Source organism: Limnohabitans sp. (genome assembly GCF_044373035.1).
In the GTDB taxonomy this organism is placed as follows: Bacteria; Pseudomonadota; Gammaproteobacteria; order Burkholderiales; family Burkholderiaceae_C; genus Limnohabitans_A.
The window spans coordinates 1-14,050 of record NZ_JBILQU010000003.1 but is presented as its reverse complement, the minus strand read 5'-3'; the positions used below and the strand labels follow the sequence as shown (position 1 = coordinate 14,050).

Annotated in this window: 14 protein-coding genes; 10 read left to right on the top strand and 4 right to left on the bottom strand. The window is 57.5% G+C overall.

Annotated features, from left to right (window positions below; genetic code table 11):
- The first annotated feature begins 2 nt into the window (after nucleotides 1-2).
- The 9 genes from ACIQ47_RS00860 to ACIQ47_RS00820 all read left to right on the top strand — a co-directional run bounded on the left by ACIQ47_RS00860 (nucleotide 3) and on the right by ACIQ47_RS00820 (nucleotide 9,381).
- Nucleotides 3-731: a GntR family transcriptional regulator gene (locus ACIQ47_RS00860; RefSeq protein ID WP_396436377.1), complete on the top strand. Its 729-nt coding sequence runs from the start codon at nucleotides 3-5 to the stop codon at nucleotides 729-731.
- Nucleotides 732-1,024: 293 nt separating this feature from the next.
- The gene (locus tag ACIQ47_RS00855) at nucleotides 1,025-1,978 is read left to right on the top strand and encodes a TRAP transporter substrate-binding protein (protein WP_396436376.1); all 954 of its coding nucleotides are present in this window, start codon (nucleotides 1,025-1,027) and stop codon (nucleotides 1,976-1,978) included.
- Nucleotides 1,979-2,000: 22 nt separating this feature from the next.
- On the top strand, nucleotides 2,001-2,525 hold the full coding sequence (locus ACIQ47_RS00850; RefSeq protein ID WP_396436375.1) for a TRAP transporter small permease: 525 nt from the start codon (nucleotides 2,001-2,003) through the stop codon (nucleotides 2,523-2,525).
- 4 nt (nucleotides 2,526-2,529) lie between these two features.
- A complete protein-coding gene (locus ACIQ47_RS00845) occupies nucleotides 2,530-3,825 on the top strand; it encodes a TRAP transporter large permease (RefSeq protein ID WP_396436374.1) in 1,296 nt (431 codons plus the stop codon).
- A 579-nt stretch (nucleotides 3,826-4,404) separates the two neighbouring features.
- Nucleotides 4,405-5,247 carry an HpcH/HpaI aldolase/citrate lyase family protein gene (locus ACIQ47_RS00840; RefSeq protein ID WP_396436373.1) on the top strand — a complete coding sequence of 281 codons (843 nt, stop codon included), beginning with the start codon at nucleotides 4,405-4,407 and terminating at the stop codon, nucleotides 5,245-5,247.
- Nucleotides 5,248-5,272: 25 nt separating this feature from the next.
- On the top strand, nucleotides 5,273-5,791 hold the full coding sequence (locus ACIQ47_RS00835; protein ID WP_396436372.1) for a MaoC family dehydratase: 519 nt from the start codon (nucleotides 5,273-5,275) through the stop codon (nucleotides 5,789-5,791).
- 30 nt (nucleotides 5,792-5,821) lie between these two features.
- On the top strand, nucleotides 5,822-6,988 hold the full coding sequence (locus ACIQ47_RS00830; protein WP_396436371.1) for an acyl-CoA dehydrogenase family protein: 1,167 nt from the start codon (nucleotides 5,822-5,824) through the stop codon (nucleotides 6,986-6,988).
- Nucleotides 6,989-6,991: 3 nt separating this feature from the next.
- Complete coding sequence (locus ACIQ47_RS00825) at nucleotides 6,992-8,200, top strand: CaiB/BaiF CoA transferase family protein (RefSeq protein WP_396436370.1); 1,209 nt, start codon at nucleotides 6,992-6,994, stop codon at nucleotides 8,198-8,200.
- Nucleotides 8,197-9,381 (top strand): CaiB/BaiF CoA transferase family protein, encoded by a 1,185-nt coding sequence (locus ACIQ47_RS00820; protein WP_396436369.1) that lies wholly within the window; start codon nucleotides 8,197-8,199, stop codon nucleotides 9,379-9,381. The genes ACIQ47_RS00825 and ACIQ47_RS00820 overlap by 4 nt, the downstream gene beginning before the upstream one ends.
- 115 nt (nucleotides 9,382-9,496) lie before the next feature.
- Here the strand turns inward: ACIQ47_RS00820 and ACIQ47_RS00815 are convergent, their stop codons facing one another.
- The 4 genes from ACIQ47_RS00815 to ACIQ47_RS00800 all read right to left on the bottom strand — a co-directional run bounded on the left by ACIQ47_RS00815 (nucleotide 9,497) and on the right by ACIQ47_RS00800 (nucleotide 13,577).
- Nucleotides 9,497-10,474, bottom strand: a complete 978-nt coding sequence (locus ACIQ47_RS00815; RefSeq protein ID WP_396436368.1) for a Bug family tripartite tricarboxylate transporter substrate binding protein — start codon at nucleotides 10,472-10,474, stop codon at nucleotides 9,497-9,499.
- A 74-nt stretch (nucleotides 10,475-10,548) separates the two neighbouring features.
- Nucleotides 10,549-11,289: a hypothetical protein gene (locus tag ACIQ47_RS00810; RefSeq protein WP_396436367.1), complete on the bottom strand. Its 741-nt coding sequence runs from the start codon at nucleotides 11,287-11,289 to the stop codon at nucleotides 10,549-10,551.
- Nucleotides 11,290-11,475: 186 nt separating this feature from the next.
- Entirely contained in the window at nucleotides 11,476-12,387 is a 912-nt protein-coding gene (locus tag ACIQ47_RS00805; RefSeq protein ID WP_396436366.1) for an oxaloacetate decarboxylase, read from the bottom strand.
- Nucleotides 12,384-13,577 (bottom strand): FAD-dependent oxidoreductase, encoded by a 1,194-nt coding sequence (locus tag ACIQ47_RS00800; protein WP_396436365.1) that lies wholly within the window; start codon nucleotides 13,575-13,577, stop codon nucleotides 12,384-12,386. Before ACIQ47_RS00800 ends, ACIQ47_RS00805 begins: the two co-directional genes overlap by 4 nt.
- A 254-nt stretch (nucleotides 13,578-13,831) precedes the next feature.
- Between ACIQ47_RS00800 and ACIQ47_RS00795 the strand changes: the two genes are divergently transcribed.
- On the top strand, nucleotides 13,832-14,050 hold a 219-nt coding region (locus ACIQ47_RS00795), incomplete at its 3' end, for a GntR family transcriptional regulator (RefSeq protein WP_396436429.1).

Below are 14,050 nucleotides of genomic sequence, written 5' to 3'. Positions count from 1 at the left end.
CCATGACCAGTGAACCTTTTTACCGTCAGATGTACCACGCGCTTGCCGAAAAAATCAAGGATGCGCGTTATGCCGTGGGCACCAGCTTGCCCACTGAGCGCGAATTGTGCGAGAGCTTTGGCGTCAGTCGCCACACGGCACGCGAGGCGCTGCGCCAGCTCGAGCAGCGTGGGCTGATCAAACGCCGCCAAGGTTCGGGCTCGACGGTTGTTGCCCGCACGCCACCGGTGCACTACGAGCAGAGCATTCAGAGCATTGACGACCTGATGCAGCAGGGCAGCGCCAGTCGGCTGCAGGTGCTGGGCGGGGAGGAAATGGCGGCCAACGCCAACCAGTTCGCCAGTCAGATCACCCTGATGGCTAAATTGCCATGTATCCGGGTGCGGTCTATACGTTACCTGCGCAACGATGTGCGTCCACTGGCGCTGGTGGATGTTTACGTGGCGGTGCGTACCAAGGCGCAGGCGCGCAGACTGCTGGGCCCGGACAGTGCTGCGCAGGAAATTGTGGCCACGGTCGATCCCTCACGTCTGGACCGCATCGAGCAGGCCTTTAATGCCATCAACCTGGACGAACACTCGGCCAAACTGCTGCATGTCGCGAGCGCTGATGCAGCCTTCCAAACCACCCGTAACTATTTCGACCTCAGTGGCCGGTTGGTCGTGGTGGCGCATTCTCTCTATCAGGGCCAGTTGTTTACCTACGCATCTACCCTGAGGCGTCACGGCTGAGCTGACTTGGCTGGCCCTGCCGGGTTATGGTTTTTGATCTAAATCGGGTAAGTACTTACAAATATCCATTTACAGTTGTACGGACATATTGTTAACATGAAGTTGCGTTTCGATACAGAGTAGTTTGGGTCCAGTGCGGGTCTGTTTCGGCTCCCGCCTGTACACCTAAAAGGGTGGGGTGGGTGCGTTGCTGCGTATTCCAACCCCGTGGGTTTAACGATCGTGTTGTGGGGGTTTACATGCGTCAACTTTTTTCCTTCGGGCGGTGGCTCCGTCCTGTTTTGGCCACGGGCATGTTAGCTCTGGCCTCTTTGAGTGCCAGCGCCCAGCTCAAGTTGGACATTTCGGTGCCTTGGGGCCCCAATGAGTTCCACTCGCTCAACGCGGCTCGGTTTGCCGAGCGCGTGAAGCAAGAGACCAAGGGCGAAGTCGTCATGACCACCCATCCGGGAGGCTCGCTGGGCGTTAAGGCCAATGAGTCGCTGCGTTCGATCGGTGAGGGCGTGGTGCCCATGGGCGACTTTGCCTTGTTTCAAAATGCCAGTAGGGGTGCCGTGATGGCCGTCGAGACCCTGCCCTTCTTGGTGGGTGACTACGACCAGCTCAAGGCCATGCACAAGTACTTCCGCCCGGTTTGGGAAGGCATCTTGGCCAAGAACAACCAAAAAGCGCTGTACATCGTGCCTTGGCCCAATCAGTTTTTCTTTGTCAAGAAGCCGGTGAACACCGTGGACGACCTCAAGGGCATGAAGATGCGCAGCCTGGACAGACTTACCACTGACTGGATCAACCGACTGGGCATGACGCCGGTGCAAATGAACAATCTGGAGATTTTGCAAGCACTGGGCTCGGGCATGCTCGATGGCATTCCCACCTCGGCAGGCACGGCAGTGGCGCAAAAATACTGGGACTTCATGAAGTTTGGCTACATGACCAACCACATTTGGGCCTCCAACGTCATGTCCATCAATTTGGATACATGGAAGAAGCTCACGCCGGCGCAACAGGCAATCCTGGAGCGAGTGGCCAAAGAGCTGGAGCCCACATTCTGGGAAAACAGCAAGCAAGACCATGAGAAGAAGGTGGCAGAACTCAAGGCCAACGGCATGAACATTGCCACAGCACCCAAGGTTATGGTCGACGAAATGGTCAAGCGCACCAACCCGCTGTGGGAGGTCTACGCCAAGCCTATGGGTGACGAAGCCGTTGCCGCCTTGGCAGCTTACCGGAAGGAAATCGGCAAATAAGCCGCAATGACCCACCCAAGCCATGCGCCGACTGCTCAACCACATTTACAACGCTAGCCTGGTGCTGGCGGCCTTTTTCATCATCGGTATTTTCCTGCTGATGATCGGTGAATCGGCCTTCCGCAAGCTGGGGAGTTACATCACCGGCGCCAACGAACTTGTGGGTTGGTTTTGTGCGGCGGCCGGCTTCCTCGCGCTTCCTGCCACGTTCAAGCGCGGCGACATGGTGCGGGTCGGTTTCATCGTGGACCGCATGCCTGCTTTGGTTCGCAAGCCGGTCCTGATTGGCTGCCTGCTGGTGGCACTGGTGTTCGTGAGTTACATGGTGTACTCGGTAACGGGTTACCTGTGGTCTGGTTGGCGTTCCGAGGAGACCTCGCAAGGCATGATTGAAATCGCAGTCTGGATACCGCAGTCCAGTTTCTTGTTGGGCGTGACCCTGCTTTGGGTCGCCATCGTCGACGAGTTGGTGACCACGCTGGGGGCCCCGGCTGAAAGCCTGCACGCAGAACGCCCGCTCACGCTTGAGGATGCTTCCAAGCACTGAATCCATGGCCACCTCTACTTTGCTTATCGCCCTTTTGCTTCTGTTGTTGGCAGGCGGCATCTGGATCTCAATCACCTTGGGCATTGTGGCGTGGGCCGGGGTCGCCTTCTTTTCGAATACGCGGCCCGACATCAACCTGGTGACCTCCTACTGGAACACCTATTCGTCGTTGTCACTCGCTTCGCTGCCCATGTTCATCTGGATGGGTGAGATCTTGTTTCGTACCCGTCTGGCCGAGCAGATGTTCGCTGGCCTTGCGCCATGGTTAGACAAACTGCCAGGCCGCCTGCTGCACGTCAACGTGCTGGGCTGTGGCATTTTCGGTGCAGTGTCTGGGTCGTCTGCGGCCACCTGCGCCACCATTGCCAAGATCGCCCTGCCCGAGTTAGAACGCCGTGGTTATGACCGGCAAATGATGTTGGGCTCTTTATGTGGCGCGGGCACCTTGGGCATCCTAATCCCTCCGTCGATCGCAATGATCGTGTACGCGGTGGCAGCCGACGTGTCCATCATCCGGATGTTTCTTGCGGGCATCGTTCCCGGCATCATGCTGTTGTGCATGTTCTCGGGTTACATCATCGTATGGGCCTTGCTCAATCCAACTAAGACACCCAAGGCATCGGTGCAAATGACATTGGGCCAGCGCATCAAGGCCTCGGGTCAGTTGATCCCGGTGTTGCTGCTGGTCATCTTTGTGTTTCTGTCCATGGTCTCCGGTGTGGCCACGGCGAACGAAGCCTCTGCATTTGGTGTGCTGGGCGCGCTGTGCATTGCAGCTTTCGGAGGCACACTTAACCGAAAGTCCTTCGTCGAAAGTCTGTCGGGCTCTTTGCGCATGAGCTGCATGATCATGTTCATTCTCGGTGCATCGAGTTTCCTGACCGTGGCGATGGGTTTCACCGGAATACCCAAAGCCTTGTCCGAATGGGTGGTGGCGCTGAACCTGACGCCTTACGCGCTGATTGCAGCTCTGACCGTGGTCTATCTGTTAATGGGCTGCGCGCTCGATGGCGTGTCGATGATCGTGCTGACCACGGCCGTGGTGCTGCCCATGGTGCAGGCCGCGGGTTTCGATCCGATCTGGTTTGGCATATACATCGTGATCATGATCGAGTTGGCCCAGATCAGTCCTCCAGTGGGTTTCAATTTGTTTGTGTTGCAGGGCATGAGCGGACAGAGCATCTTGACCATTGCCCGTGCTGCCATCCCGTTTTTCCTGATCATGCTCGTAGCCACCGTCTTGGTGGTGGTATTCCCCCAGATCGCCACCTGGCTGCCCCAGTACATGATGGGCAAATAGTCGTATTTGTGTGGCGAAGTGGGTTAATCGGAGTGAACAGGGCTCGTGGGATGGGCGTGCATTCATCCTCATTTTCCTATGCCTGCAGGCCAAGGGAGACGTCCAGCAAGGCTGTGATGCGTCCAAGCACCGCACTGCTACCACCCTTCAGCTGACGAGCTTTTTGCTGCATCTGCAATTTGTCCATCGGTCTCCCGACGTCGCCTAATGAGTCGGCTGCCCGCGCTTCGTGGGTGCTGCCGGTACGCGTGAGCCGTACGCCACATAGTCCATCCACTCGAGCCAATGCAATGCGGCACGATTGCAGGTGTGGGTAGTCCGGATGCTGGTTGAGGGTCAACAGACGCCCGCTAAACGACAGGCCTGGGCCCAGCAAGCATGCGGACATGCGAAGTTGTTTGTTCGGACATTTTTTTCATTCTTCGCCGCTGTTGGTGTCACCATCATGTCAACATCAGACAAAAAAGCAAAGACAAAGCGCGTGATGAAAAAGCCCCTCAAGACAAAGCCCCTAGCTTGACGGCACGCGTCTAGAGATCCTATACTTGTCCGGACATATTTCAGATACAGTGCACTTCAATGCCAACACTTCCTCGCACACTGCTTTTTGTATCGGCCGAACGGCCGGAACGTTTCGACAAGGCCATGGCCAGTGGCGCTGATGTAGTTTGTATCGACTTAGAAGATGCGGTCCATCCCGACCGCAAGGACGCGGCGCGCAACGCTGCCATGGCCTACCTGCTTGGGCGCGCCAAGGGGAATGGCGGCGGGTCGCGCTTGGGCCTGCGCATCAACACCAGCAAGACCCTGGTCGGTCTGCGCGATGTGATGGCCATTGCTGAGGCCGGTGTTCACATGGATGTGTTGCTGGTTCCCAAGGCCGAATCGTCGCATGAGTTAGAGGCCATGCATGCGTGGTTGCCACAGGCGTTTACCGAGTTGGTGGCATTGGTGGAGACGCCGTTGGGCGTTGAGCGCGCCACCGAGATCGCAGCCGCCGCCCGGCATGCCGCCCCCCGCCTGTCGGCGTTGATGTTGGGCGGTGCCGACCTGTCCATGGAGTTGGGTGCACGCTTTGACTGGGATGGCCTGCTCAGCGCGCGTGGCCGCTTGGTGAATGCGGCGCGGGCGTGGGGCCTGCAGGCTTGGGATGTGCCGTTTATTGCCATTGCCGATGAGCCTGGCTTGGTGCAGGAGACGCGCCGTGTGCTCGATATGGGCTTCGACTGTAAGGCGGCCATACACCCAAACCAGATTGCACCCATGCATGGCGTTTTTCAGCCCTCGCAAGTCGAGATCTTGTGGGCAAAAGGCGTGTGCGCCGCTGCAGTAGGTGGTCACGGTGCATTTTTATACGAGGGCAGGATGGTGGATACACCCCTGCTCAGGCGCGCTGAGCGCATTCTTCAACGCGCAAATTGACGCGCACCCTTATTAGGAGACGTCCATGGTCCAACTGTCCAAGCAGATCGCCGAAAACCGCTACCGTGAATCCTTCGGTCGCTACTACGAAGACTTCATGGTCGGAGATGTTTATGAACACCGGCCAGGGCGGACCCTGACGCAGACCGAGAACATCTGGTTCACGCTGCTGACCATGAACAAGCATCCCATGCACTTCGACGAGGAATACGCCAAACACAGCGAGTTTGGTCAGTGCATTGTGGCCAGCCCATTCACCCTCGCCGTGCTGGTGGGCATGAGTGTCAGCGATGTCAGTCAGAAGGCGATCGCCAACTTGGGCTGGACCGACATCAAGATGACCCACCCCGTGTTTGCCGGAGACACGCTTTATGCCGAGACCGAGGTGTTGTCCAAGCGCGAATCCAGCTCCCGTCCCACGGCTGGGCTGGTCACTGTGCGCACCGCCGGCAGCAACCAACGGGGTGAGGTGGTGTGTACTTTCGAGCGCACCATCCTGGTGGCCAAACAGGGCCACAGTGTTGAAGACAAAGCGGGTTATTGAACCCAGCTACCCACCCAACGAGTAACCGACATGACCACTAACAATACCCCAACAATCAGCGATGACGACCAGGCCCTGATTGACGCCATCGAAGTCTGGGCAGAAAAAGAATTGCGCCCCGTGGCGCGCAAGTTCGACTTGGCCGACGAGTACCCCGAAGACATCGTCGAGCAGATGAAGGAACTGGGCCTTTTTGGTGCCACCATCAGTGAGGCTTACGGAGGGCTGGGACTGTCGGCCTGGACTTATGCCCAGATTGTGACCAAGGTGTCCTCGATATGGATGGCCCCCTGCGGCATCTTCAATTCGCACCTGATCATGGCCGCGGCCATCGAGCGCAACGGCACCGAGGCGCAAAAAAGCGCCTACCTGCCGCGCATGGCATCCGGTGCGTTCCGAGGCAGCCTGGGACTAACCGAGCCCAATGCTGGCTCCGACCTGCAGGCCATACGTACCGTGGCTCGGCGCGATGGCGACCACTTCGTGGTCAACGGCAGCAAGACCTGGATCACCAACAGCCTGCACGGCCACGGCACCTTGTTGCTGGTCAAGACCGACACGCAGGCCGAGCCCCGGCACAAGGGCATGAGCCTGTTGATCGCCGAAAAGGGCCCAGGCTTCGTGGTCACCGGCAAGCTCAAGAAAATGGGTTACCGCTCTATCGACAGCTGCGAGTTGTCATTTCAAGACTACCAAGTGCCCGCTGACCGCCTGCTCGGCGGCGTTGAGGGCAAGGGCTTTGTCCACACCGCTGGCGGCTTGGAGCTGGGCCGCATCAACGTGGCCGCACGCGGCGCCGGGATTGCCGAAGGGGCGCTCAAGCATGCGCTGCGTTACGCCCAAGAGCGCAGTGCGTTTGGCAAGCCGATTTGGAACCACCAAGCGGTGCAACTCAAGCTGGCCGACATGGTGACCCAAGTTGAGGGTGCCAAGCACCTGATTGAAAAGGCTGCGCGGAAATACGATGCCGGCGAGCGCTGCGATCTTGAGGCGGCCGTGGCCAAGCTGGCGGGCTCCGAGGCAGGTGTCTTTTGCGCCCAGGAGGCGATGCGCATTTTCGGCGGCTACAGTTATTCGGTCGAGTACGAAATTGAGCGTTACTACCGCGACAGCATGCTGATGTGCATCGGAGAGGGCAGCAACGAGATACTGCGCACTGTGATCGCCAAGCAGCTCATTGAGCGTCACCGCATCTGAGCCATGGACCCCCGCCTCCCCCTGCAAGGTCTGCGCATACTGAGTGCCGAACAATATGGTGCCGGTCCCTACGGTTCCATGATGCTGGCCGACCTCGGTGCCGAGGTCATCAAGATCGAGAACCCCCACGATGGCGGAGATGTCTCGCGCCTGACTGGCCCTTTCCTGCTTGGCACCGACCCGGCCTCACCAGACAGCCAGTTCTTCCAGAGCTTTAACCGCAACAAAAAAAGCCTCACACTGGACCTCAAGAGTGCCGCAGGCCAGGCCGTGCTGCACCGCCTGGTGCCGACCTGCGATGCGGTGATGAACAATTTGCGCGGCGACCAGCCCGACAAACTAGGATTGACCTATGCTGCGCTTGGCAAGCACAGACCGGAACTGGTGTGTGTCCATCTTTCGGCCTATGGACGCGACAACGAGCGCTCGGGCTGGCCTGGTTATGATTATTTGATGCAGGCCGAGGCGGGTTTTCTGCACCTGACCGGCGAGCCTGACGGCCCGCCCGCTCGCATGGGGTTGAGCATGGTCGATTACATGACCGGCCTGACCACGGCCATGGCTCTGCTGGCAGGTGTGGTGGGCGCTTCGCGTAGCGGTCGAGGCTGCGACTTGGATATCAGCCTTTTTGACGTCGCGCTGGCGCAGCTCACATACCCCGCTACCTGGTACCTGAATACCGGCCATGTGGTGCAGCGCATGCCGCGTTCGGCCCATCCATCAGCCGTGCCGTGCCAGCTGGTGCGTAGCGCTGACGGCTGGTTGTTCGTGATGTGTATGACCCCAAAATTTTGGGAGGCGCTGGCGCATGGCGTGGGCTGCCCCGAGTGGTTGACCGATCCGCGCTTTGCCACTGCGGTCACCCGCCGTGAGCACCGCGAGGCGCTCAGTGCCTTGCTCGACGCAGCCATGGGTGGCCAGACCAGCGCGCACTGGATGGCGCAGCTGGCGGGTCGGTTGCCGCTTGCACCGGTGCTGGACGTACCGCAGGCGCTGGACAATCCTTTTGCCCAGCGGGTGGGCATGGTGCAAGACTTGCCGCACCCGCAGGCACCGAACCAGCGCGTGCTGGCCAATCCTGTGCGTGTGGACGGCCAGCGGCTGCCTGGGCGCGTGTGCTCGATGCTGGGCGCTGACAGTCGGGCATTGCTCGCTGCAGTGGGTTATTCCGATGTCGAGATCGATCAACTCCGTGGGCAGGGCGTGGTATGAAGCTAGAAGGCATACGCGTGGTTGACCTTTCGCAGTTCTTGCCGGGTCCCCACTTCACCATGATGATGGCCGACCATGGTGCCGAGGTGATCCGTGTCGAATCATCCGCAGGAGAGCCCACGCGGGAGATCGGCGCGCGCCAGGGCAATGCCAGCGTGTGGTTTCGCAACACCCATCGGGGCAAGAAAAGCGTCGTGCTCGATCTCAAGCGCAAGGAGGGCGTGGCCGCCTTCCTTCGCTTGGCGGCATCGGCCGACGTCATCGTCGAGTCTTTCCGCCCCGGGGTGGTCGAGCGGCTAGGCATTGGTTACAGCCAGGTCAGCGCGCTGCACCCGGGCATCGTGTATGCATCGATTGCGGCCTACGGCCAGACCGGGCCGATGGCTCTGCGCCCGGCGCACGACCTCAGCATTCAAGCGGAAAGTGGCCTTGTCAGTTTGAACCGTGGCAGCGACGGGCGTCCAGCCTTGCCCAATATCCCAGCGGCCGATATGGCCGGATCGTTGATGGCGATGAACGGCGTGCTGATGGCGCTGCTGCGCCGGGCAAGCACAGGTCTTGGAGATTATCTGGACATCTCGATGCAAGATTGCCTGCAGAGCTGGCTGGTCAACGTGGTCGGGCCGGTGTTTGCCGAAGACCGCGACCTGGTGCTGGCCAACGAGCGAGGTTTTGGCGGCAACGCCTTTTACAACATCTACGAATGCGCTGACGGCCAGTTCCTCACCCTGGGTGGCAGCGAGATCAAGTTCGCCATCAATTTGCTGACCGCGCTGGATCGTACTGATCTGATTGCCTTGTGCCGCCTGCCGCCCGGCCCTGGGCAGGTGCCTGTAAGAGATTTCCTGCGCCAGACATTTTTATTGCAGCCGCTGGCGCACTGGGAAGTGTTTCTTTCCCCCATCGACGTCTGCTGGGCACCGGTACGCGGCCTGCACGAGGCTTTGCAACGGGACCAGGTACGCGCTCGCAACATGCGCATCGAGGTCGAGCAGTCTGGTTTTGGTGGTGGAATGGTGACCGAGCTGGGTATTCCCATACAGTTCAAGCTTGAGCCGGGGCAGGTTGATCCAGAAATTCCCCAACTGGGTGAACACACCCACGAAGTGCTGGGCGCACTGGGCCTGTCGACAGAAGAGGTGGTGCAGGCCAGTGGTCTTGCGCCCAAGGCGGTGCCGTGATGCGCCATGTTGGCATAACGGGCAACGATGGGCGAAAACCAAGACCCAGTGACCCTCCACACCAGCCAAGATAACCGGCCAGTGTGTGAACGGCGCACAGTGTGCGCCGTTGAGATCAATTCGCTTTGGCTCCCGAAATTCGAATCACTTCGCTCAACCTTGCTTCATCACGGCGCATGCGCGATTCAAATTGGGCAGGGGTGCCGCCCAGGGGGTCACCACCGGCAGCCCGAATCACTTCCACAAAACTCGGGTCGCGCATCAATTTGTTGATCTCTGTGTTCAATCGAAGGATGACTTCTTGCGGGGTTTTGGCCGGTGCCAAAATACCAAACCAACCGACCAACTCGTAGTCGCTCAAGCCAAGAACCTCGTTCACGGTGGGCACATCGGGCAACAAGGCGGAACGTCGCGCGCTGGTGACCGCCAAGGCTTTCAAGCGCCCTGTCTTGATGAACTGCAGGGCGACCGGTAAATTCACAAAACCCATCTGCAAAATGCCGCCCAAGTGGTCATTGGTGGCTTGGGCGTTGCCTTGGTAAGGTACGTGTGTGAATTTGGCACCGGTCTTGACGGCCAGCAACTCTGCCGCCAAGTGACCGGAACTGCCCGCGCCGGGTGTGCCGTGGTTGAATTTATTCGGGTCACTCTTGGCTTGTTGTACCAATTCACTCAAAGAGTTGATGCCCAATCCGGGATGCACCGTGACTACGTTGGCGACTTCTGCCACCTCAATCACGGGCACCAAGTCGCGCATGGTGTTGTAGGGCAATGAGGCGTACAGCGCCTGGTTGGTCACCAGCGGCAAACCATTGATCAGCAGGGTGTGGCCATCGGGCGCTGCTTTGGCGACAAAGTCATTGCCAATGTTGGTGCCCGCGCCGGGCTTTTGCTCCACCATGACGGTCTGGCCCAACACCGGGGTCAGTCGCTGGGCCATGGCGCGGGCAAAAACATCCGCACTGCCCACCAAGGCGGGCACAACGATGCGCACCGTTTTGGATGGATAAGCGGGGCTTTGTGCCAAGGCAGGCAAACCAGAACACGCAAGTCCAAGGCCAGCGGCAGAGGCAAGAATTTCGCGACGGCGCATAAGTGACCTCATTTTCTAATTCAACGAACAAAATCAACGAACAAAAGGATTGACAAAAGCGGTGCATTAGCCAGTCAATGGAATTCCATCAAAGTGCCAAATCCCGCTTTTTTGTCCTGCAAGCCCAGGGCCCTCAATGCATGCCAATAAGTGGCGGTATTGATGGCGATGACCGGTTTGCCCAGAAAAAGTTCAGCGGCCGCAGCCATTCGGATCATGGACAAATTGGTGCCCACCTGGACAATCGCATCCACATCGTCACCGTCAAGCTGCAAGATGGCTTGACGACATATGTCGTCTTTGGAGTGGGCGATCTGAACCGGACTGGGGCGACGCAAACACAGGTCGCGCACCACGGTAAAGCCACAGTCCTCATAAAACCGCCTGACTTGAGCATTGGCCACTTCGAAGTAAGGTGACATGAAGGCGATGCGCTTGGCTTGATAAACATTCAGTGCCGCCTCCGTCGCAAAGGAGCCACAAGACACGCCAACCTGTGACCTGTCTTGCATCATATTGAGGTAATCGTTGGCACCCTTTCGTCCATTCCAGAAAGTCGCCGCCGACATGCCCATGACCAAGTAGTCCATCTCACAGGAGCGAAGCACATCAACGGCATCCAGCGTGGCTTCATTGATGCTGTTGACCAATTTCAGAAAGCCGGCATCGTCGGTCACCGGATCGTTTGGAATGGCGATGCGGCTGTAATGGTTGGTCACCCCAACGGGCCGCAGATCATCAAAGTCGGGTTGGACAATGGTGTTGGTCGATGGGCCCAAGGTGCCTAATTTTTTGCGATATCCGAGGTGGTCCATGAATCAGATGCAAGCCATGATGGCCTGGTGTTGTGTGGTGAACTCATCGCGCGTCATCACGTCGGCGTGTTTTTTGTTGATTATCAAAAACATTCAGCAAATAAGATCTAGGCGCACTTGGCCCCAATGCCACAGATGCCACCCAAGCCTTGGGGTCGGACGATGGCATTTTTGTCAATCGGTGGCTCAATCTTTTTCATCTTTTTCTGCATGGCGCTGGTCGAAAGCCTGCACCCAATCAAAACCCATCAGCTTGGAAAACGCAACGAATTCGTGCAAGGGTGTTGCGCCGCTTTTAGAAGAACCGGTTTGCTTGAGGTTTTGATAAACCGACTCAAAAGCTGCGCCTGCTGCCAAAAAAGCGGTCGCAGGAAATATGGCCAGGCCAAACCCCACCTCTTCCAATTGCGCCCGACTCAGGACAGGCGTGCGACCGCCTTCAACCATATTGGCCACCATGGGTAAATCGAAAGTTCGACATATGATATGCATTTCCTCTAATGATTCTGGACTCTCCACAAACAGCAAATCCGCCCCAGCTCTGGCGTACATTTCAGCCCGGCGCAAAGCCTCATCCAAACCCAGCGTGGTGCGGGCATCGGTTCGGGCGATGATCAGAAAATCGGGATCACTTCGAGCTTCGACTGCCACGCGAATTTTTTCGACCATTTGCTGTGCAGGAACAACCCGGCGTCCCAGCACGTGTCCGCATTTTTTGGGGAACTCCTGATCTTCTAATTGGATAGCGCAAGCTCCAGCGCGTTCATACCCTCGCACGGTGTGCATGACATTGAGCAGCCCCCCATAACCCGTGTCGCCGTCACAAATCATTGGCGTGGTGGTGATGGCCGCAAACTGCTGCACGCGGTTGAGCATGTCGGTATAGCTGGCCAAACCTGCGTCAGGCAAACCCAGATAAGACGCGACAGTACCGTAACCGGTCATGTATAGGGCATCAAAGCCCATGCGATCGGCCATCTTGGCGGAAATCATTTCGAATACGCCCGGCGCAATTACAAGCTCACCTTGACGCAAGCGTGCTGCCAACAGGCTGCGGCGCGATGCTTGACTGATTTGAGACAGACCGTTGTGCATCATGCGATGGCCTGGGCACGTTCAAGAGCTTCGATCATGGATGACTTGCGCAAATAATCTAAGGCTTTGATGGGGTCCACACACGTGGCGTGCAACTCGGCTTGCACTTGTTTTCGAACCACCGGGTCGCGCTCTTCAATTTCCCGTTTGTTGCGTGCGGTGCTGGCATTGATGTAATCGATGGCGATGGTGCGGCGCTGGCGCTCGTAGCGGTCCATCAAGTCCAAAGATGCACCATGCTGAATGACCTGCAACAGTTTTTGGGTCAGGTTCATGGCATCGTGAACACCCCCATTCATGCCCATTCCCCCCAGTGGGTTGTTGATGTGGGCTGCGTCACCCGCCAAAAAAATGCGCCCCTGTAAAAACGATTTGGCCACGCGCTGGTGAACTTTGTACAGCGTGCGGTGCACAGTGTTGTAAACCTGTGGCTGGGGCAGCAATTTTTGCAACCTGGCTTGGACGGCCTGATCCGTTATGACCTCCTCATCGGATTCGCTTGCTTTGGTTGGGAAAAGCACCCGCCAAAGGCTGGGAACGCGCAACAAAACACACCACTCTTGGGGGTCGGAACAGTAATTGACATAGCAAAGACGAGTCATGTGATCGGCGTATTCAAAGTCAGTGGAGATGACCAAAAAACGTTCCGGGTACGTCAAGCCTTCAAAATCAATCCCGAGCGCCCGGCGGGTAGCGCTCCAAGCGCCGTCAGCGCCAATCATGTAGTCGGCCTTTAATGGGTGGCTTTGGCCCTCGGTCAAAACTGTGGCAGTCACCTTGCCAGAGTTTTGTGTCACCGACTCCATTCGGGTTGAGAAAAGCAGTTTGACGTGGGGCAGGCGGTCCAACTCCTGCTTCAGCAGATCCGCCAATTTCCATTGTTCACATTGGAGGCGGAAAGGGTGATCGGTGTGTCCCTTGAGGAGAGATAAATCAAATTCGGCAATCACACCATCTTGGCGATCACGTTGCTGTGTGTAGCGGGCCACAAGACCTTGTTCAACCAGTTTGGGTGTCAACCCAAACCGGGCCAGCATGTCCAACGTGGGTGGATGAAATGTAGAAGCTCGCATATCCCTATTGAGGTCATCAGCCGCCTCCACCACAGTCACTGAAACACCCGCTTGGCCCAAAACCAAAGCACTGATCAAACCCACAGGACCAGCACCAGCAATCAAAACATGGGCACTCATTGACTTCCTTGATGAGAACAACTTCTGTTCAATGTACACAATCAATTGAGCCGCAGGTGGGGGAAATGGGAAGAACAAGGGAAACCACTTATAAAAAACGCGTAATTTGCGGGTAATGCCATGAAATTTCTGGATAAAACTGCTTTCAACTTGTTTGCAACTTATCAATGTATACAAATTCCATGAAGCCTATTCAATTGATGCCATGACGCGTGCCAGCAAGCCTTGCCCATAACAATAGTCGTGATCTCATCATGAATGGGAGTTTTCTGCCTGAGGATCGCTTGCTTGAGGAGGAACTGGCGCAACGCATTGGTGTATCTCGCACATCGATTCGTGACTCGTTGCGACGCTCGATCAAGCCGCATGCGTTGATGCATTCACACCCCTTTTATGGGTGGCGGTCGCCAATAACTTTCTGGAGGCTTTTGCATGGCTGTTGCCTTACACCGGTGCAAAGCGTGCACAGTCCT